The following is an 18,174-nucleotide window of genomic DNA, read 5'->3' as shown; positions in this document are numbered from 1 at the left end:
GCGTCATTGGCCATGTGTCCACGCATAAATAATCTCCATACAGATACAACAGTGTATTTCAATCAGCCTGATCATACACTTGATTTATCTAAAGACCAATATTTATTTCGACAAGGCGATGCGGTGACCGACCTTTATCTTATTCGAACCGGCCAAGTGCTCATCACAAAAACAACACCTGACGGTCGAGAATTATCTTTACGGTTTTTAGGACCGGGTGATTTAATTGGAGAAGTCCTCGTCACCGATGCCTCGACCCAGTATTTAGTCGACGCAAAAGTGACAGAAGCAGCGACATTAGCTGTCTATAGACAAGATGTGTTAAAACAAGCATTAAAACAAGACGCTGATGCCTTACTGGACTTACTAAACTATACACAACTCATGTATAGGAAAGATCAAACAAAATTTCGCGACCTCGTCTTGCATGGAAAAAAAGGAGCCCTTTATTCAATATTGATTCGTTTAAGCAACAGCTATGGTCAAGAACAAGCAGATGGCATTCACCTAACGCAGTCATTTACGAATCAAGAATTGGCCAACTTTTGTGCCACTTCACGCGAATCGGTCAATCGCCTATTGAGTGATTTAAAGAAGCAAAGGGTTATTTCTGAAAAGAACCAACAACTGATCATTCATGACTTGGACTTTTTAAAGCAAGCCATTAATTGCGATCAATGTCCTGTCGTCCTATGCACGATCAATTAATCTCGCATCATCAACCTGATTTTTTATACGTCCATAAAAAAGAGAACCCAAATCGGGTTCTCTTTATTCAATCAATCCGGTATACCTAAGGCAATCTTAGCATAACGTGACATCCGGTCTTTACTCCATGGTGGCGACCAAACAATATTCACTTCTGTGTCTTTAACTTCTGGTAATTCCATTAGCGCACGCTTCACATCCGCTTCAATGTGTCCAGCGAGTGGACATCCCATGCTGTTAATGTCATCGTCACAACCGCTGTTCCTTCCTCATTTAAGTCCACGCCATATACAAGACCTAAATTAACAATATCTATTCCTAGCTCAGGGTCAATGACATTTTCCAATGCGCCCAGCATATTTTCTTGTAGTGCCTCATCCATTGTTAGATCCCTCCATCTTTCTTTACTTTTTGTTTGAAAAACTTATCTTTAGTATATACAATTTCTTATCAAATTTAAATGACTTTCGCTTAATTCATCCGATCCTTATGATTGCGTAAAGAATTGACAACACGCTTCTCTGGCTAAACGACTGACTCTATGACCTTGATTTGGTTCTTTTACATAGGTCAGATGACCTTTATAGTCAGTATGGTCATTTAACTCCTGCGCAAATTGATCGGTTAAATGAAACGGGACATAGTCATCCGCTTGACCGTGCCAAATGAAAAGGTCCCGGTGGCCCAGCGCAGCAATATTTTGACTCAAGTCGCGTGTGGCTAAATGCCGTAATAACTGTTGTTCTTCTGTTTCAGACAGGGGAAAATCACCCTTCTTTAATTCAGCGGTAATATAATGATAGAAGTCAACCAGTTTTGCGCTCCCCATCAACATCGCTGCCTTCTTAATAAACGGGTACTGTGTCAGACTCATGGCGGTAATGATGCCACCCATACTTGTCCCGCCGACATATAACGTGGGTTCATCCTTTCCTGTCTTCTCTTTGATCCAATCATAAATCACCGCAAGGCGTTGACTGGTCACATCGATAATCTCAAAAAACGCGCGTTTTGTGTCGAGCGAGAAGCCCGATTAGCTCGACTATGTAAATAAGCATCAGGTAAAATCACACGATACCCTTGTTTGACTAATTGATACGCCAGAGGCAACTCATCGATACCTTCACCGCCAACACCGTGGTAATAGACAATGGTTTCAATCGGCATCATATGATTGACGTTAGGCTGACACACTGTAAGTTTTTGATCTTTTAGTTCGATTGTTTCAACACGCATCAACATCCCTCTTTCATCTGTTTGTCCTTTTATATTGCTCTTTTTCTCTCTTACTTTATCACGCCCTCATAAAAATTACCACTTATAACCTTTTACGAGATATTTACTTTACAGGCGGCCTTTTTTTTCTTTACACTTATGTCTAGAAGTGGAGAGTGAAAAAAATATGAAAAAACATTTAATAGCCTTAGATTTAGATGGAACGTTACTAACATCAACACAAACCATCAGCACCAGAAATAAACGCGCGATTGATCAAGTGCGTGCCCTTGGTCATACTGTTGTTATTGCGACAGGTCGACCACACCGGGCCAGCATTGATTACTATCATGAACTCGGACTTGATACACCAATGGTGAATTTTAATGGTGCCCTGTTACACCACCCAACAGATAAAAATTGGGAAGCTTTGCATTCCCCATTAGGATAAGAACCGCGAAGAAAATCATTCAAACATGTTACGAATTTGAAGTCAATAATATTATGGCTGAAGTAAAAGATGACGTCTATCTCGACCGCTATGATGAAGAGATTATGACCATCCTGCACACCCAAAAAGAAAAAGATCCGATTAAAATTGGTAGCTTAAAAAATAGCTTAACGAGTGATCCAACATCAATCTTAATTCATCCGAAAGATCACCACGTTGAAGCGTTGCGCAAGCGTCTTGATGATGATCACGCGGACGTTATTGAACATCGCCGATGGGGTGCGCCTTGGAATATGATTGAAATCGTCCGTGAAGGCATGAATAAAGCGGTCGGTTTAAAGCGAATCGCCCACTATTACCATGTGGACCAAGCTAATGTCATTGCTTTTGGCGATGAGGATAACGATATAGAGATGCTTGATTACGCTGGCATTGGTGTGAAAATGGCTAATGGTAATGATTGTCTTAATGCCGTCATCAATGAAACGACCGACACAAATGACAATGATGGTGTAGCACAATTCTTAGAAGCTTATTTTGAGTTTGATAAGGAGTGATTGTATGTCCATTTTGATTGAAAAGACCCCTAATCCACTCGCGATGAAATTCACGTCCCCGAACCAAATATTTGACGGAACAGATAGTTATCCCGTCCATAAAGGTGAGTCAGTGATTATCAGATTCTCAACGACCTCCTCACACTTGACGGGGTCAACCATGTTTTCGGTTACCAAACGTTTATTACCATCATTAAAGAACCAAATGTACATTGGGATCAATTAATCCCTAGTGTAACGGCTGTGATGACGGCATTTGGTTTGGCAGGCGAGGAAACCGACTAATACGTTTCCAAACAAAGGACTAAGATGCTTGTCTTAGTCCTTTGTTAATATTTAAAAATCCAGTTCAACTAATATCCCTAATCGTTTACCTTCTGTAATCGCATCGGCACGTGAGGTGACGTGCATTTTTTGGAAAATTTTCGTTAAATAACGCTCAACGGTTCGTTTACTCACATGAATTTCTGAGGCGATCTCATCATTTGAGTAACCTTTCTCAACATAGCGTAAGACGTCATGCTCAACTTCAGTTAAAGACACGCGTCGACCACTACCAACCATCACTTTTTGCCCATCTCGCTTTAACGCATTTAACCATTCCTGTGGAATAACAGCCAAATCATTCAGCGCACACATCACAGCATAAATCAGTTGATCATTGGAAAAGTTCTTACTAATAAATCCAACGGCACCTAACTGAACAAGTTTATTAAAGTAAGCGGTCGTATCATAGCCGGTATAGATTAAAATACGGGCACTTGAATGATAATCTTTAATACTTTGAGTTAATTCGATGCCATTCATCTGAGGCATATGCAAGTCGACAATATATAAATCATATAAACAGGTCGTCATTTTCAACAAGGCCGCTTCACCTGTTGAGACATAGTCTATCATTAAATCTCCTGTTTCTTCTAATAAACGTTTCGTTCCTTCACCGACAATCTTATGATCATCGACTAGTAAGATATGATATGGCATAGCTTCTCTCCTAACTATATGGAATATAAATGTGCACAGTGACGCCTTTACCTACCGTTGATTCAAATTCAAACGTCCCCTTAAAACTTTTAATACGTTCATTTAATGCAAATAAACCTAAGTGATGAACCCCATCGGATGACTGTTTTTTTAAATCAACACCGACGCCGTCATCTTTATAATCAATCTTTATACCTGTTTGTTCATGCTTAATAGTTAAGTTAACTTTACTTGCTTTTGCATGCTTATTGGCATTTGTTAAGAGCTCTTGGACCGCACGATACACAAGTAATTGAATAAAACGAGACTGATAAAAAGAGGGCTCTAAATTGGTGTCCAAGTATAGTTTGCTATTGCACTGAAGCTCGAATTTCTCGATCAGTTCTTTGATTGCTTCAAGCAACCCAACTTCATCAAGAATGGTTGGATATAGATGACGCGTTGTTTCTCTCATATCAAAAATAATGTCTTGCATCCGCTCTTCCATCGCTTTGTATTCTTCGGTACGACTTCTATTTGATTTACGCAAGCTTTCTAAGTCGCGCTTGAGTACAATTAAATCTTGTAAAAAAGTATCATGTAAATCGAGCGCGAGTTGTTTACGTTCAAGTTCGGACCATTCAAATAGCAATCGCGATAACCACTCCATATTATCATGATGTTTCGCTTGTTCGAGTTCTTCTAATAAATCTTCGATTTTTGTTCTGTTTTTAAGTGCTAAATCTACAAATTGCACGAGGGTCGTGACATAGTTTAATTGTTCCTGATTTAACACTTGTTTTGGCTGGAAGAAAAAGATAAACAATTCGCCCTTATAGTTATTGATAGGAATCGCATAAAGACCAAAACGGCCATTAAGTCGACCAACAACGAGGCGCTGATTAACATAAAAGTTAAGCAGTGGTATATAACGGTCTGGTAAGCGATGCGTCTTAATATGAGGCATCGTCATCGATCGGTGTTTAAGTACTTTAAAATGTTCAAGCGGGATGACTTCTTTTATTTCTCTCACAAAGCTTTGAATCACATCTCCCCTTGTATGATGCGTTTGTAGTTGTGTACTGAAACGGTAATAACTCGCTTGAAAATCGTTTGCCGAGACGAACAGTTGTGGTTTAAAGTAATGTTCTAATTGTTTCTTCGCAAAAAATAATCCTAAAATAATGATCAAAGTGTATGAAAATAAACTAAATTCTTTTCTAAATTGAAAGGAACTTTCAAACAACATTAAATGAAGTAAAGTAATGACGGCAGATAAAAATGTCGACAAAATCAGATAATATGGCAGCTTTTTGATTTGTACCCGTAATAAATAAAGTTGATTGGTTAAAATCATATACATTAGACCCATTGGAATAAAGAAGAAAAACACATTGACATATTCAAAAGGGATAATGCCTTCACCTAGCACAAAGTAAGGAATGATATAAAAGAAGATATAGGGCAAGACGCCAAGACCAATCGCATAAAATAAGCCATAAAGCGTATCCTTATCCGATTCTTTTTTTAATTGCGTGAGACCAGTGATCATTTGAACGAGAATCCAGAATACGCTGATACTAAAGGCCGGTAAGATTAAGTCATTGACAGCGAGTTGATCATAAACGAATAAAGCAAACACAATCGTAACAGCACTAAATAAATAAAGTGACTGGACCATCCACCAACTAAACCATACCGCTCGTCTCTCTTTGAAAAATTGATACACAAAATGAAAGAACAAGCTCGGTGCCATTAAAAAACTGATGATTAAAATCAGCTCAGCTATCGGGTATAATTTGATCTGTAAACTAGAGGCGTTGTACGCCACACTAATAATAAACATCGTTAACGTAATCAACAGCATACTTAATCCCGTGTCCTTACGCTTCAGATTAATATACACAAAAAAGATGCTGATTAGAAAATAGACACTCGGTAAAAGTAAATAAAAGAAGTACTGCAGGAAAATATCCGGTACATATCTCACGCGGTAACTTAATTGACGATCATCCGTTCAATCGTGAGTGTGTCTACTTGTTCTACTTTCATCTTTCTTATAATCGTTTCATGCTGACTAGGTGGGGTGTCGTTAATTGACACAATAAGATCGCCTTCTGATAAACCAACGGCTTTTCCCCATCCTAAACGATGCAAGTGGGTAATGACATATGTATGTGACTCACTTGTTTCACCTACACTGATGCCGGTAAAAGGCTGTAAATTATTAAAAAATAAATAACTAAAAATAATAATAGTAGTGACCGTCATCACCATCATGATTTGTGAATAAGATAAGTTTAAACGTTTTCCCATAACCTGTAAGCTCCATTTCCCAACCATGTATTTGCTTGTTTTAGTGTAGCACACATTGACTATTAGCTTCATAAGTATTATGCGGCTAATAATTTTTATAGACAGAAAAAAAGCTCGGGGGACATAATCGCCACGAGCTTTTACCTTAACATTACCGAATTGTCGAAATATAGCCATTAGGGGAGGTAATGTGTTTCCTATGTAGTGACATAGTGTTTACTTCCCTTTTATTTTAGCATAGCTAAGTAAATATTGAACCGACAATTTAATAAAAATTACCGCCACGTGGTGTCGGTTTTACAATTAAGCAAGTTATTAACTGTGTATTTTTCCCTTCTATTCTCTTCTAAAGAAGCCAAATACACCGGCTGTTTGTACAATATTAGTGAACGCTTCAGGGTCTGTTTCATAAATGATCCGTTCTAAATCATACAATTCATAACGGGTAATAACAACGACTAACATTGACTTATCTTCCTTCGTATATGCGCCTCTAGCTGGTAAGATGGTAATACCTCGTACCACTTGTTCATGAATCGCACTTGATAACTCATCTGTTTTCTTCGTCACAATCATCGCCGTTACTTTTTCATGACGAGTATGAATTCCGTCAATGACCCGCGTCGCAACATAGAGGGCAAGTAACGTATAAAGCGCATTCTCTGGCTCATTAAGCAAGCCGGCGAAGAAGATAATAATCCCGTTGACAATCATAAGGTAAATACCGATGGGACGATCTTTCATTCGCGATAAAATCATCGCTAAAATATCAGAACCACCCGTTGATGCCCCCCATTTGAGCGTGATTCCAACCGCAAAACCACCGAGGACCCCACCAAATACAGCATTTAACATAATGTCATCAGAAAAGCTATAAACAGGAATAAGTCTAAAAAGAAGGTAGACATACCGACAGATAACATACTATATAACGTAAAGTGCTTCCCTACTTTAAACCACCCCATCAGAAAGATAGGAATATTTAAAAGTAAGAGTAAAATCCCTGTTGATATAAAATCAATATTAAAAAATTGACTAAATACCGTTGATAACAGTTGTGCTACCCCGGTAAAACCACTCGCATATACATCGGCACTAATGAAGAAGAAATTAAGCGCAATGGCGTTAATCAGTGCACCTATAATCACAATCACGATTCGTTTGACCTCAAATAAAAACACGTCAGTTCCCTCCTATACGTTTCATTAATCATCTATATTAAATGTTTCCCTATTTCACAATTCTTTACACTTTAAACGAATTTAGCAAAAACCTTTGACGAACACCACCCTACACTATAAACTAGATAGTAATAGGATGCAAATCTTTTTTTACTCGTCCTTAAGGAGGGAATATATATGACAGTTAAAATTATCGCGGATTCAGCAAGTGATCTCAGTCAAGAGGACTTTTCATCACTTAACATATCCCGTGTCAGTCTTTCAGTCTTAATTAATGAAGAAACTTATTTAGATGGTGAAAATATTGAGCCACTGTACGTCTATGATGAAATGCGAGAGGGTAAAAGTCCGAAAACTTCTCAAGTTACACCTGATCAGTTCGAAACCGTATTCAGACAATGTGCTGAAAACAAGGATACCTGCCTTTACTTAGCTTTCTCTTCTGCCTTATCTGGTACCTATCAATCAGCTACGATCGCACGAGACGCGGTCCTTGATGACTTCCCAGAAGCAGATATTCGGGTGATTGATACGCTATCTGCCTCATTTGGTTACGGCTTAGTCGTAAAAGAAGCAGCGCGATTAGCAAATGAAGGGCAATCTATTGATCAAATCGTTGCTCAAAGCCAGTACTATGCGGAACATATGGAACATATCTTCACAGTTGATGATTTGGAATATCTCTACCGCGGTGGACGCGTCTCTAAAACGGCGGCTTTTATGGGGACATTGCTTAAAATCAAACCAATCTTACATGTTGCTGATGGAAAACTTATTCCTTTAGAAAAGATACGCGGTACAAAAAAAGCATACAAACGTTTGCTCGATATGATGGAAGAACGCAGTATTGATTTAAAAGATCAGATTGTCGGTATTAGCCATAGTGATTGTTTAGACAATGCTGAAATGTTGGCAGATGAAATTAAAGAACGCTTCGGTGTTAAAGCTGTTGAGATTCGTATGATTGGTGCTGCCATTGGTTCACATACCGGCCCAGGTACGATTGCAATCTTTTTCCCAAGTAAACCCGTGCACTAATTATAATCCTTATAAATAATCCTTATAACCTCGCATCTTAAGAAGCGAGGTTTTTTCATGTGTTTCTTTATTCATTAATACGAATAAAGCCGTAAGAGCATGTTTCACTCTTACGGCTTTATAATAACCTTATTAGTTCACGCGACGTACATGACCGCTAAATTTACTTGCCCAATAACCTGATGTCATATCTGCGATTGCTACACCTGTTGATGTTTGAGAACCGATAAATTTACCGTTACCGACGTAGATACCAACGTGTCCATTTGTCTTATATGTGTTAAAGAAGACGATATCACCTGGTTGAACTTGGCTGTAAGGAACTTTCGTCCCTGTATATTGCAAGCCTGATGTACTACTTGGGATATGAATACCTTCTTGTCTAAATGCCCAAGAGACATAACCTGAACAATCAAATAACCCACGTGAAATATCGTATTGTGACCGTCCGCCACCGAATTTATATGTTGAATTACCAATGTATTTGTAACCAGCTGAAATGATATTACTTGTATTCCCACTACCTGCACTTACCGTAGGTGCAGATGAAGAATCGTCTGTGTATTGCGAAGGATCACTCGTTGACGTTTGTGCTTGACTGTTACGTGCACGAATATCTTCAATCATTTGCGTAAGATCACTTGCTTCTAATTCTAAGTCTCTTACTAATTGTTCACTTTTTTCTTGTTGTTCTGTTAATGTATCGATATTTTCTTGATGTTGCGCCTTTTGGTCTTCCAATTGCGCTTGCATCAATTCTAATTCTTCCATTGTTGCTTCAAGTGATGTTAATTTATCTTCTACTTCTACTTTTTTAGTTTCAACCACATCTTGTGCTTCACTGATTTGATCTAATAGTTTTTGATCTGACTGAGTAATTTTATTAATCATTGTGACACGTTCAATAAAATCTAAAAAGCTTTCAGCACCAAAAATGACTTCAATATAACTCACTGTTCCGCCATTTTTTTGAAGTGCGACCATGCGGTCTTTTAAAATATCGCGGCGTTTCTCGATATCTTCTTCCAAATTAGCAATCTCTTCTTCTAAAGTTGTCACTTCAGCTTTTGTTTCTTCGATTGCTTCTGTTGTTTCTGTGATGGTCGTTTCATTAGACTCAATCGCTTCATTCGTGCGTTCAATTTGGTCTTCAAGTGCGACCATTTCTTCTTGTAGTGTTTCTAACTCTGCTTTCTTTTCAGCGAGCTTTGCTTGTACTTCTTCACGTTCCTGTTTAAGCTCACTTTCTGTTTCTGCAGATACACTATCACTTAATAAAGGCGATGCAAATAAGAGACTTGATGAGACGATAAGACTTGCGAGAATTTTTTTACCAAACACAGACATTCACTCATTTCTTTTTATAATTTGTCATATATTAGTTATAGAACCTTGATTTGTAAACGTTACCAAGATTCTTTCGTTAATTTCCTCAGTGACGCTAGTATAACACGCAAAGGTGTCAGGACAATTTTAATTGTATTACAATTATGTTACAAAGTTTGTACCTAACCCATAATTATCAGATAATTAACAAGCGACTTTGTCTCCTTTCGTATAATGAAATCTTCCTGATATAAATATGATGATACGGTTATCCCTTTGTCCGCGGACGATTATTGAACACAAGAAAAACACCCAGCGAATGGAAGATATCCCTCGATCTATAAGGGTTAACGTCCATTCACTGGGTGTGTCATGACACACAATCAGAAATAACGATGTAAGTCTTGAAGGGAGTGTGTTAATTGAGTGACAGATAATTGACCGGGAGCGGATGCTTGTGAGACCGAACCAAAAGTTAAAATGGAGCCTGTCCATTCCCCGAGGAGACGACTAATTGTTCCTTGTTCTCCCATGGACATCGTAATAACTGGCTGAGTGATTAAATATTCTGCTTCCACAGTTAGTGCTAGCAGCGTGAGGACATCTTGTTTGGATTCTGGCATCACAGCTAATTTCACTATGTCACCACCATCGTTAGCAAGAGCGCTAAGTAACTTCTTACCGTCTTCATAACTTGGTGTTGAATGAAAGTCGTGATAGGACGTGATCACTTTGACGCCTTTTGCTTTAGCATAATCTATTAACATCGTTTTTCCTTCATAATCTCTTGCCCATTCAAGATCAATCACATCAATCACACCTGAATCAATCGCTTGTTTATAGCGGATTATGTACTGATCTTTTTGATACGGCAGTTCCCCGCCTTCTTCTTTCGTTCGGATGGTGTATATGACAGGGCGGTGTTCTTTTTCTAATAAGGTAAGAATCGCTGAATCATCACCCGTAAAATAGTCTGCCCGCCACTCGATGACATCAATATCTTCTCGTTTCGTCTCTTGCCAATCCATAATAAACGCTGCCTCTGTTGTAGCAATAATCGCCACACAAACCTTTGGTGTTGTTTTAGAATCAAATGATATATGTTTTATCTTCATCGTTTAGCCCTCTCCTTGAGTATGTGTGTCTCATATCTCTTAATTAATTATGCTGCTTGTCTTTTTAGTCATAGCTTCAGTTATGTTTTGATTATTCTGACACTTGAGTTTTTATTGTACCTTAAAAACAGACAAACTGCCACCATTGGTTGATGGCTGTTTGTCTGTTGATTAAGGGTGACGATTATTTTTGTAGTGACCAATGGGTAACGGTCCCTTTGACGTCACCTGTTAATTCTAGCTTTTCTTCATCAGCTTTTGGATACATCCGTGTGGTCATCACCTGTTCACCATCATTGATAAACACTTCTAATGACGAATGATCAACGAAGCACTGAAGTTGATTTAAGGCGGTTAAGTCAACGGCACGTGTTTGACGTCCTCTACCAGCGTCACCGAGTGTTAATGTCAATTGTTTCGTGTCATCATCATACGATAACGTCACATCTGACCGGATGGTGATACTCAAATCTTTTACTTGTTCAATTGTCACAAGGAGTTCTGCGACCTTACCAGTGAAATATTCATAAGCGCCTTCACTTAATTGAAGCTGACGACGGTCTTCGTTATGACGAAGTGTTTGATAATTTGGATGTGGTCGCTGCATAAGTTGATGGTTTTCCACCGTTAAGACACGCGGTAGTGTCATCGCATGTTGCCAGTCATAGTCAAGCGGATTATCATAATCGGCATCAGGTAAGCCCATCCAGGCCCACATAATTCGCCGGCCTTGTTCATCTTCAAATGTTTGTGGTGCATAAAAGTCAAAACCATGATCCAGTTCATAAAAGTGACTGGTTGGTTTAAATGTGACGTGTTCTTCATCCATCTCTCCAAGGTAATACCCTGACTGATAGACGTTTTGATACAATAAGCCATCTGGCTCCATACCTTGAGGTGAGACGATTAATACTTCTTTATTGTTTAACTCGAAAAAGTCGGGACATTCCCACATATAGCCCATACCTACCTCTGGACCAAAGTAAGGACCATGATAGTCCCAATCCTTTAAGTTAACGGATTTATACAACATAACCAGCCTTCATCGTGACGATTGCGTGCACCAAGAATCATATAGTACATGCCATTAATTTTTCTGATTTTCGGGTCTCGAATATGGTTGCTGAATACGGCTGGATAATCTTTTGAATCTATGACAACCTCTTTATTTTGAATTGTCATCCCGCCGTCATAGCTAACGGCATGAATCGTATTTTGTTCTCGTCCTGAGGTAATATAATCATGGTCACCTAAATGCTTCACGTTTCCGGTGTAAAAATAATGGATCACACCATCTTCTTCAAACGCACTACCTGAATAGACACCATGGAGGTCATACGGTTGATCAGGTAATAACGCTAGTCCTGCATCATCAAAGTGGACGAGATCAGTTGATGTATAATGCCCCCAATATTTTAAACCTCCCGCCGCATCATACGGTGAGTATTGATAATAGAGATGATAGAGACCGTCTACTTGACAAGCGCCATTCGGATCATTCAGCCAACCTGTCGGTGGCATCACATGAAAATGCAGCCGATAAGGATCTTGATCATTCGCTTCAAACGATGCCATCATTGCTTTATAGCGTTGTTTCATTTCGTCATGTAATGGATTCATTGATACATCCCCCTGTCCTATTTCTTTCTTTAATTCTGTTGATGGATGAATGCTTTGGTCGCTTCAATCGTTGGTAAGGACTCAACCGCCCCGTGCTTTGTTGTTGTGAGTGCCGCAAAAGCATTACTAAAGGTTAACATATCGCGCGCACCTTCTTCTGTTAGGTCAGTGATTTTTTCTAGCTCAGCTAATTGATATAAAAACGAGCCAATAAACGCATCTCCTGCCCCAGTTGTATCAATCGCCTCAACTTTAAAACCATGGTGTGCGACATTAAAACCTTTCATTAACAAAACGGCGCCGTCTTTACCTTTTGTATAAATGACACATTTGACCCGTTCTTTAAATAGAGATTGTAAAGCTTCTTGTTCATCTTTAATTCCTGTAATAAACGTGAGTTCTTCATCCGATACTTTGACGATATCAGCAAGTGGCAAGAATGACTGAATCGCTTCTTTACAACTTGCTTCATCTGGCCAAAGTGGGAGTCTGACATTAGGATCAAAACTAATCGTTGCTCCTTGGCGAATCGCATCTTCAATCACTTGTTTATGAGCATACTTTACTGGCGCTTCAATTAAATCGACTGAACAAAAGTGTAACAGGTCACCTTTATTAAAAGGAATATCTTTCACCTCTGTATCACTCAGTAACATATCAGCACTAGGCTTACGATAAAATGAAAAATCTCGTTGCCCGTCTTTTTTTAATGATACAAACGCAAGCCCTGTATTCGCTTCGTCTGTTTTTAGTAAATACGTCGTATCAACGCCATACTGTTCTAATTGTTCCGTAATATGATCACCAAAGGCATCTTTACCTAGTTTAGAGATAAACCGGCTCTTTCCACCTAACTTACTCACCGTCATCGCAACATTTGCCGGCGCGCCACCCATCACCCGTTTAAAACTAGACACGTCTTTTAAATCTGAATCCGTCACACTTGGAATAAAATCAATCAGTGCTTCACCAATACTATATACGTCGTTCATTACAGTCATCCCTCTCATTTTAACATCTATAACTTTCTTCTTATTCAAACACTTAACCTTCTCTTTAGACTACTTTTACATAAGCTATGTTAAGTTATACCCCTATTTATAGTGATTTACACGCTATGTTTATTGGTATACTTGAACAACACTAAGGGTACAGGCAGATGCCCTATACCCTATTCGCATTAATAAATCTGTTTTTAATTTATCTCTTTTGCAATACTTTGTGATTGAATTCTTACCAGAACAAAGCCTACAACAAAGGCTACAGCAATTACAATTAGATATTGCGCTAGCATCCAAAGGCTACTTGTGTATAGTAATAAACCTGGGATAAATGTGATACCCATCCCTGTACCAGCTAATCCTAATAGTGATGTCACTAAACCACCTGCTGCTCCTCCAATCATTCCAGATACAAAGATTCTGAAGTGACGTAAGTTTACCCCAAATAATAATGGCTCTGTAATGCCGAATAGCGTTGATGCTGTTGATGACAATGCATTACTTCTTTTAATTTTGTTTTTCAATAAGAGTGCAGTAGCAATGGCTGCACCAAATTGACCAGCCATACTTGCAGTACCAAGTGTATTAAGAACGTTCTGTCCAGTATCATTTAACAAACTAATTTCGATAATGGATAATGAATGGTGTAACCCGGTAATAACAAGTAATTGTTGGAATGCTGCGTAAATAACATATCCAATACCTAATGGAGCCTCAATTAAGAAAATAATAGATTCAATGACACCGTGTTCAACAGTTTGTAAAATAGGTCCTAAGATAAATAACATAACAGTAATCGTCACTGTTAAACTAATAAATGGTGTCACAACTAAATCCATCATTTCAGGTACTACTTTACGTAAAACTTTTTCTAATTTTGAAATCATCCAACCAGCAATAATGGCTGGGATAATTGAACCTTGATAACCAACTAAATCAATGCCAAATACGGTCATCGCTTCAGCATCACCACCAGCAACTGCCCATGCGTTTGGTAATTGCGGTGCGACCATCATTAAACCGACAACAATACCAATGATTGGATTACCACCGAATTTCTTTGTCGCACTATACGCAATCAATACTGGTAAGAAGGCAAAAGCAGTATCAGTCAGCATCCCAAATAACGCTAAGCCGGTATCACCAATTTCAACACCTAGTTCAAGGAGTAGTCCTCTAATCCCCATAAGCAAACCCGTTGTTACTAAGGCTGGAATAAGTGGTACTAAAATGTCGGCTAACGTTCTAATTACACGCTGAACAGGATTTAGATTTTTATACACATCTTCTTTAAAGTTACCATTTGATTCTTCACTATCACTGTCACCCATCACTGCTTTTAAATCTGCATAGACCGCATTTACTTTGCCTGTCCCGAAGATAAATTGGTGTTGGCCTGTGTTAAAGAAATAACCTTTTGATTCAGGAATTTCTTCTGCCATCGCTTTGTCTACTTTACTATCATCTTTTAAAATAATCCGTAAGCGCGTAGCACAGTGTTCATAATTCTTAATATTGTCTTTACCACCAACAACTTCAAATAACTTGTCGAGCGTTTGTTGATATTTCATCTTGTTCGCCTCCTAGTTTGATTAAAAATATATGATGACATACTTGATATTCCCCAGTATGAGACATCTTAATCCTGTTTTAATTGATTAACTGAAATCGATTTCATGTTTCTTTAAAAAAGAACGGATGGTTCTTTTTATATAGCTTTTACCGATGCCCGCGTTTTTAACTCAAACGTGGTCATGAATCGTTTGCCCTGCTTTGTGTCATCTTCCATTAGTTCGAAGACAGCTTCAGCGGCCATTTTACCACTTGTTTTAAAGGTGTAATGCACGGTTGTCAGTGGTGGGTTTAAATAGGCTGCCAGTTTAATATCACCAATGCCGACAACAGAAACGTCATCTGGCACGCGAAGTCCGGCATCAAGTAAGGCATGAATCGCCCCAATCGCTAAGTGATCCGTTACCGCAAATACGGCCGTTGGGGTTTTATGCGTTAAGATTTGTTGCATCATCTGGTAACCTGTATCGATATCAAAATCTCCTATAGCCATTAACTTGCTGTCAACTTTAACAGCATATTTATTCAAGCAATCTAGATACGCTTTTTTTCTTACGACACCAACCGCTTCATCTTTCTCATCAACACCGATAAAAGCAATCTCGCGATGATGTTGTTTGATGAGATACTCGGTCATACTAAAGCTTGCATCGTAATCATTATGAATAATCGATGTGTACCCTTTCACTTCTTGTCCTAAAATAACAATCGGCACAGCAACTTATCCATTACGGCTAAATGGCGATCGGTCACTTCTGTTCCCATCATAATAATCCCATCGACAGATTTATTCGAAAGAAACTTTAAATAATTGATTTCTTCCTCGATATCTAAATCTGTATTGGCGATTAATACTTGGTAACCGTGTACCTTTGCGACTTCTGTCACACCAGCCACCACACGACTGGCCGTTTCGGTACTAATTTTCGGTACAATGACACCTAACATGTGTGATTTTTGGTTTTTCAGTGATTGCGCGATAGGATTCGGTTGATAGTCTACCTCTTTGATCACTTTCAATACCGCTTCACGCTTTTCTTCTTTTACATATCCATTGTTGTTCATGACTCTTGAAACAGTCGCAGGTGAAACACCTGCAAGTTTGGCAATATCTTTAATACGCATACGTTTCACCTCTCATTGAGTTGATTGGTGAAATAACTGAAATCGATTTCACAATTATATTATATCAAATCATATCGATGTGTCAACCGTTTTTTAAGAAAAAATGTATTCGTTTTCATTTTGCAACAGACTTTTTTATCGTTTCACTTAATAAACGTCACATATTCGCTCGTTGGTTTACGGTATCCTCTTGGTTTTCTACTGGACACTTTTTCTTTCCCTAACGTGATCATCATAACGACTTCTTGATCATCATCAATTTCTAACAATTCTTTGACTTTTAGTTGATCAAAACCAATCATAGGACACGTATCAAACCCTTGATCTTTTGCTGCCAACATAAACAGCATCGCTGACAATGACCCGTTTCGGATAGCTTCATCACGCTTAAATACTTCTCCACCAGCATGATAGAAATTAACCGTATCACTCACCATCAGGTCATATTCTTGTTTGTTTAAGATCCCGAGTGAGTGTAAACCTTCGTAAATTGTCCCTGCTTGTTCGTGCGCTATTTTACTGCCGGTCACAATAATGACCGCAGATGCGGTTTGAACCTTATGTTGATTATTGGCTGCTTCCTTTAATGCTTTTTTCATCGACGGATCAAGTACAGTAATATAGTGCGTGTGTTGTAAGTTAAAGGCTGATGGGCCGTATTTAACAATCTCGAAAATGTTCATTAATGCTTCTTGAGTTACCTCATACCCCTCCACAAAATTACTAGCTGAACGGCGTTCTTTTATAAGTGTTTGAAACTCTGTCATATGTTTACTCCCCTTATTGCGTCTCATTATTCATATTTTATATTGATTTTATCGTCATTTTTTCATTATTATTTGATTTATTTGTCATCTATTGGTATGAGCGCTTTTTCTATCGCTTCTCTTTGTGGTTCAAGTTTTGGCGCAAGGGCTAACCCTTGACCTAATGATGCTTCATCACTATCCACGAGATACCCTGGCCCATCGGTAGCCACCTCAAACAAAATGCCATTCGTTTCTCTTACGTAAAGACTCTTAAAATAATGACGGTCAATCACACCAGACGACTGAAAGCGTTCTTGAATCTTGTCTTCTATTTGCCTTAGTGCGGCTTCATCTTTTACTCGTAAAGCTAAGTGGTGAATACTCCCACGACCTGGTCTTTCCACTTCGCCTGCCTGTTGTTTAATAATGATTTCACTTGCGATATCATTTAGTACGGCTCGGTAAACGGTCTCTTGTTCTCCTTCACTTACCTTGGTCATTCCAAACATATCGACCAAAGTCTGGCCTATCCTATCCCCATCGCGAACGGTAATTTCAACCGGTCCAATACCTTTAATTTGGTGGGCTTCTGGCACATCCGTCTCATCCCATGGGGCATGTGCACGCAACGCCTCTGACTCTGCAACGACAAGGGCATAGCGTAATCCTTCTGGGTCCTCAAACAACAGTGCGTTATATCCTGCATAAGATGATACAGATTCTATCTCCATTCCACGAGCCCTTAACCGATCATGCCAAAAGGTGAGACTTTCTTGTGAGGAGACAACTAAGCTGATTCTTGTGATTGCATTTGTGCCTCGATAGGTTTTACCGACCGCAGGTATTTCAAAAAATGTCAGTGACGTACCGGGTGTCCCGACTCTATCAGCATAAAATAAATGATACATGGATGGTTCGTCTTGATTAACGGTTAACTTCACGCGTCTCATACCGAGGACGTCAGTATAAAAGTAATGATTTCTTTGCGCTTGTTTGGTGATCATTGATAAGTGGTGGTGTCCTAATATCAGCGTCATGTGTTTATGCTCCTTTTGTTAAAATTGTATTCTACCTCGTGATTTTTCCGATTATATAATGTTATCTGTCACTATCATACACGTGACGTATAGGTAAAGTAAAGATTTTTATTTCGAATTCAAGATATTTTATATAAACTAAAAAGGAGCTCAACATGAGCTCCCAAAGTTTAGCACTAGACACGATAGGTTTTAAATCA

20 protein-coding genes and 2 pseudogenes are annotated in these 18,174 nt (G+C 38.8%); 5 read left to right on the top strand and 17 right to left on the bottom strand.

Going from position 1 to position 18,174, the window contains the following annotated elements:
- Nucleotides 1–12 precede the first annotated feature (12 nt).
- The gene (locus JCM19043_RS06965; RefSeq protein WP_062321287.1) at nucleotides 13–708 is read left to right on the top strand and encodes a Crp/Fnr family transcriptional regulator; all 696 of its coding nucleotides are present in this window, start codon (nucleotides 13–15) and stop codon (nucleotides 706–708) included.
- Nucleotides 709–779: 71 nt separating this feature from the next.
- On the opposite strand, the pseudogene JCM19043_RS06960 reads toward JCM19043_RS06965, so the two are convergent.
- From JCM19043_RS06960 to JCM19043_RS06950, 3 genes and pseudogenes are all read right to left on the bottom strand, one after another.
- Nucleotides 780–1,090 (bottom strand): annotated as a pseudogene (locus JCM19043_RS06960) (metal-sulfur cluster assembly factor).
- Between the two features lie 105 nt (nucleotides 1,091–1,195).
- On the bottom strand, nucleotides 1,196–1,693 hold the full coding sequence (locus JCM19043_RS06955) for a prolyl oligopeptidase family serine peptidase (RefSeq protein ID WP_062321198.1): 498 nt from the start codon (nucleotides 1,691–1,693) through the stop codon (nucleotides 1,196–1,198).
- Entirely contained in the window at nucleotides 1,690–1,944 is a 255-nt protein-coding gene (locus JCM19043_RS06950; protein WP_062321196.1) for an alpha/beta hydrolase, read from the bottom strand. Before JCM19043_RS06950 ends, JCM19043_RS06955 begins: the two co-directional genes overlap by 4 nt.
- A 166-nt stretch (nucleotides 1,945–2,110) precedes the next feature.
- Here JCM19043_RS06950 and JCM19043_RS18755 point away from each other — a divergent pair, with 166 nt between their 5' ends.
- The 3 genes from JCM19043_RS18755 to JCM19043_RS17445 all read left to right on the top strand — a co-directional run bounded on the left by JCM19043_RS18755 (nucleotide 2,111) and on the right by JCM19043_RS17445 (nucleotide 3,216).
- Entirely contained in the window at nucleotides 2,111–2,374 is a 264-nt protein-coding gene (locus JCM19043_RS18755) for an HAD-IIB family hydrolase (protein WP_369813802.1), read from the top strand.
- A 53-nt stretch (nucleotides 2,375–2,427) separates the two neighbouring features.
- Nucleotides 2,428–2,931 (top strand): HAD hydrolase family protein, encoded by a 504-nt coding sequence (locus tag JCM19043_RS18750; protein WP_369813801.1) that lies wholly within the window; start codon nucleotides 2,428–2,430, stop codon nucleotides 2,929–2,931.
- A gap of 123 nt (nucleotides 2,932–3,054) precedes the next feature.
- Nucleotides 3,055–3,216, top strand: a complete 162-nt coding sequence (locus tag JCM19043_RS17445) for a NifU N-terminal domain-containing protein (protein WP_231631436.1) — start codon at nucleotides 3,055–3,057, stop codon at nucleotides 3,214–3,216.
- A gap of 51 nt (nucleotides 3,217–3,267) precedes the next feature.
- Here JCM19043_RS17445 and JCM19043_RS06935 read toward each other — a convergent pair whose 3' ends face one another.
- The 4 genes and pseudogenes from JCM19043_RS06935 to JCM19043_RS06920 form a co-directional block, all read right to left on the bottom strand.
- Nucleotides 3,268–3,915, bottom strand: coding sequence for a response regulator transcription factor (locus tag JCM19043_RS06935; protein WP_062321194.1), 648 nt, complete (start codon nucleotides 3,913–3,915; stop codon nucleotides 3,268–3,270).
- Between the two features lie 10 nt (nucleotides 3,916–3,925).
- Nucleotides 3,926–5,800 carry a sensor histidine kinase gene (locus JCM19043_RS06930; protein ID WP_197274763.1) on the bottom strand — a complete coding sequence of 625 codons (1,875 nt, stop codon included), beginning with the start codon at nucleotides 5,798–5,800 and terminating at the stop codon, nucleotides 3,926–3,928.
- 92 nt (nucleotides 5,801–5,892) lie between these two features.
- Entirely contained in the window at nucleotides 5,893–6,210 is a 318-nt protein-coding gene (locus JCM19043_RS06925) for a PDZ domain-containing protein (protein ID WP_062321190.1), read from the bottom strand.
- Between the two features lie 336 nt (nucleotides 6,211–6,546).
- Nucleotides 6,547–7,391 (bottom strand): annotated as a pseudogene (locus JCM19043_RS06920) (YitT family protein).
- Between the two features lie 177 nt (nucleotides 7,392–7,568).
- On the opposite strand from JCM19043_RS06920, the gene JCM19043_RS06915 reads away from it, so the two are divergent.
- The gene (locus tag JCM19043_RS06915) at nucleotides 7,569–8,429 is read left to right on the top strand and encodes a DegV family protein (protein ID WP_062321188.1); all 861 of its coding nucleotides are present in this window, start codon (nucleotides 7,569–7,571) and stop codon (nucleotides 8,427–8,429) included.
- A gap of 132 nt (nucleotides 8,430–8,561) precedes the next feature.
- Here JCM19043_RS06915 and JCM19043_RS18375 read toward each other — a convergent pair whose 3' ends face one another.
- The 10 genes from JCM19043_RS18375 to JCM19043_RS06865 form a co-directional block, all read right to left on the bottom strand.
- A complete protein-coding gene (locus JCM19043_RS18375; RefSeq protein WP_062321186.1) occupies nucleotides 8,562–9,770 on the bottom strand; it encodes a C40 family peptidase in 1,209 nt (402 codons plus the stop codon).
- 368 nt (nucleotides 9,771–10,138) lie between these two features.
- On the bottom strand, nucleotides 10,139–10,870 hold the full coding sequence (gene aroD, locus JCM19043_RS06905) for a type I 3-dehydroquinate dehydratase (protein WP_062321184.1): 732 nt from the start codon (nucleotides 10,868–10,870) through the stop codon (nucleotides 10,139–10,141).
- A gap of 184 nt (nucleotides 10,871–11,054) precedes the next feature.
- Nucleotides 11,055–11,903, bottom strand: coding sequence for a GH32 C-terminal domain-containing protein (locus JCM19043_RS18140; RefSeq protein ID WP_062321182.1), 849 nt, complete (start codon nucleotides 11,901–11,903; stop codon nucleotides 11,055–11,057).
- The gene (locus tag JCM19043_RS18135) at nucleotides 11,879–12,490 is read right to left on the bottom strand and encodes a hypothetical protein (protein ID WP_062321181.1); all 612 of its coding nucleotides are present in this window, start codon (nucleotides 12,488–12,490) and stop codon (nucleotides 11,879–11,881) included. Before JCM19043_RS18135 ends, JCM19043_RS18140 begins: the two co-directional genes overlap by 25 nt.
- Nucleotides 12,491–12,519: 29 nt before the next feature.
- Nucleotides 12,520–13,482 carry a carbohydrate kinase gene (locus JCM19043_RS06890; protein ID WP_062321285.1) on the bottom strand — a complete coding sequence of 321 codons (963 nt, stop codon included), beginning with the start codon at nucleotides 13,480–13,482 and terminating at the stop codon, nucleotides 12,520–12,522.
- A gap of 203 nt (nucleotides 13,483–13,685) precedes the next feature.
- Nucleotides 13,686–15,062, bottom strand: a complete 1,377-nt coding sequence (locus tag JCM19043_RS06885; protein ID WP_062321179.1) for a PTS transporter subunit EIIC — start codon at nucleotides 15,060–15,062, stop codon at nucleotides 13,686–13,688.
- A gap of 137 nt (nucleotides 15,063–15,199) precedes the next feature.
- Nucleotides 15,200–15,778, bottom strand: coding sequence for a trehalose repressor (locus JCM19043_RS06880; RefSeq protein ID WP_062321178.1), 579 nt, complete (start codon nucleotides 15,776–15,778; stop codon nucleotides 15,200–15,202).
- A complete protein-coding gene (locus tag JCM19043_RS06875; protein ID WP_062321176.1) occupies nucleotides 15,760–16,188 on the bottom strand; it encodes a LacI family DNA-binding transcriptional regulator in 429 nt (142 codons plus the stop codon). The genes JCM19043_RS06880 and JCM19043_RS06875 overlap by 19 nt, the downstream gene beginning before the upstream one ends.
- A 143-nt stretch (nucleotides 16,189–16,331) precedes the next feature.
- Nucleotides 16,332–16,955 carry a nitroreductase family protein gene (locus JCM19043_RS06870; RefSeq protein ID WP_062321174.1) on the bottom strand — a complete coding sequence of 208 codons (624 nt, stop codon included), beginning with the start codon at nucleotides 16,953–16,955 and terminating at the stop codon, nucleotides 16,332–16,334.
- Between the two features lie 77 nt (nucleotides 16,956–17,032).
- A complete protein-coding gene (locus tag JCM19043_RS06865; RefSeq protein ID WP_062321172.1) occupies nucleotides 17,033–17,974 on the bottom strand; it encodes a VOC family protein in 942 nt (313 codons plus the stop codon).
- Nucleotides 17,975–18,174: the final 200 nt, after the last annotated feature.

The sequence above is a fragment of the Halolactibacillus sp. JCM 19043 genome, from assembly GCF_001310395.1.
Classification (GTDB): domain Bacteria; phylum Bacillota; class Bacilli; order Bacillales; family Amphibacillaceae; genus Halolactibacillus; species Halolactibacillus miurensis.
This window is presented reverse-complemented; position numbering and strand designations above follow the sequence as displayed.

What these genes read in the sequence shown, in the direction of transcription:
- JCM19043_RS18750 (WP_369813801.1), top strand. Translation starts at nt 2,428, where the DNA reads ATGGCTGAAGTAAAAGATGACGTCTATCTCGACCGCTATGATGAAGAG.
- JCM19043_RS18140 (WP_062321182.1), bottom strand. Translation starts at nt 11,903, where the DNA reads ATGTTGTATAAATCCGTTAACTTAAAGGATTGGGACTATCATGGTCCT.
- JCM19043_RS06870 (WP_062321174.1), bottom strand. Translation starts at nt 16,955, where the DNA reads ATGACAGAGTTTCAAACACTTATAAAAGAACGCCGTTCAGCTAGTAAT.
- JCM19043_RS06925 (WP_062321190.1), bottom strand. Translation starts at nt 6,210, where the DNA reads ATGGGAAAACGTTTAAACTTATCTTATTCACAAATCATGATGGTGATG.
- JCM19043_RS18135 (WP_062321181.1), bottom strand. Translation starts at nt 12,490, where the DNA reads ATGAATCCATTACATGACGAAATGAAACAACGCTATAAAGCAATGATG.
- JCM19043_RS06890 (WP_062321285.1), bottom strand. Translation starts at nt 13,482, where the DNA reads ATGAACGACGTATATAGTATTGGTGAAGCACTGATTGATTTTATTCCA.
- JCM19043_RS06935 (WP_062321194.1), bottom strand. Translation starts at nt 3,915, where the DNA reads ATGCCATATCATATCTTACTAGTCGATGATCATAAGATTGTCGGTGAA.
- JCM19043_RS06875 (WP_062321176.1), bottom strand. Translation starts at nt 16,188, where the DNA reads ATGCGTATTAAAGATATTGCCAAACTTGCAGGTGTTTCACCTGCGACT.
- JCM19043_RS06965 (WP_062321287.1), top strand. Translation starts at nt 13, where the DNA reads ATGTGTCCACGCATAAATAATCTCCATACAGATACAACAGTGTATTTC.
- aroD (WP_062321184.1), bottom strand. Translation starts at nt 10,870, where the DNA reads ATGAAGATAAAACATATATCATTTGATTCTAAAACAACACCAAAGGTT.
- JCM19043_RS18755 (WP_369813802.1), top strand. Translation starts at nt 2,111, where the DNA reads ATGAAAAAACATTTAATAGCCTTAGATTTAGATGGAACGTTACTAACA.
- JCM19043_RS06950 (WP_062321196.1), bottom strand. Translation starts at nt 1,944, where the DNA reads ATGCGTGTTGAAACAATCGAACTAAAAGATCAAAAACTTACAGTGTGT.
- JCM19043_RS06865 (WP_062321172.1), bottom strand. Translation starts at nt 17,974, where the DNA reads ATGACGCTGATATTAGGACACCACCACTTATCAATGATCACCAAACAA.
- JCM19043_RS06885 (WP_062321179.1), bottom strand. Translation starts at nt 15,062, where the DNA reads ATGAAATATCAACAAACGCTCGACAAGTTATTTGAAGTTGTTGGTGGT.
- JCM19043_RS06915 (WP_062321188.1), top strand. Translation starts at nt 7,569, where the DNA reads ATGACAGTTAAAATTATCGCGGATTCAGCAAGTGATCTCAGTCAAGAG.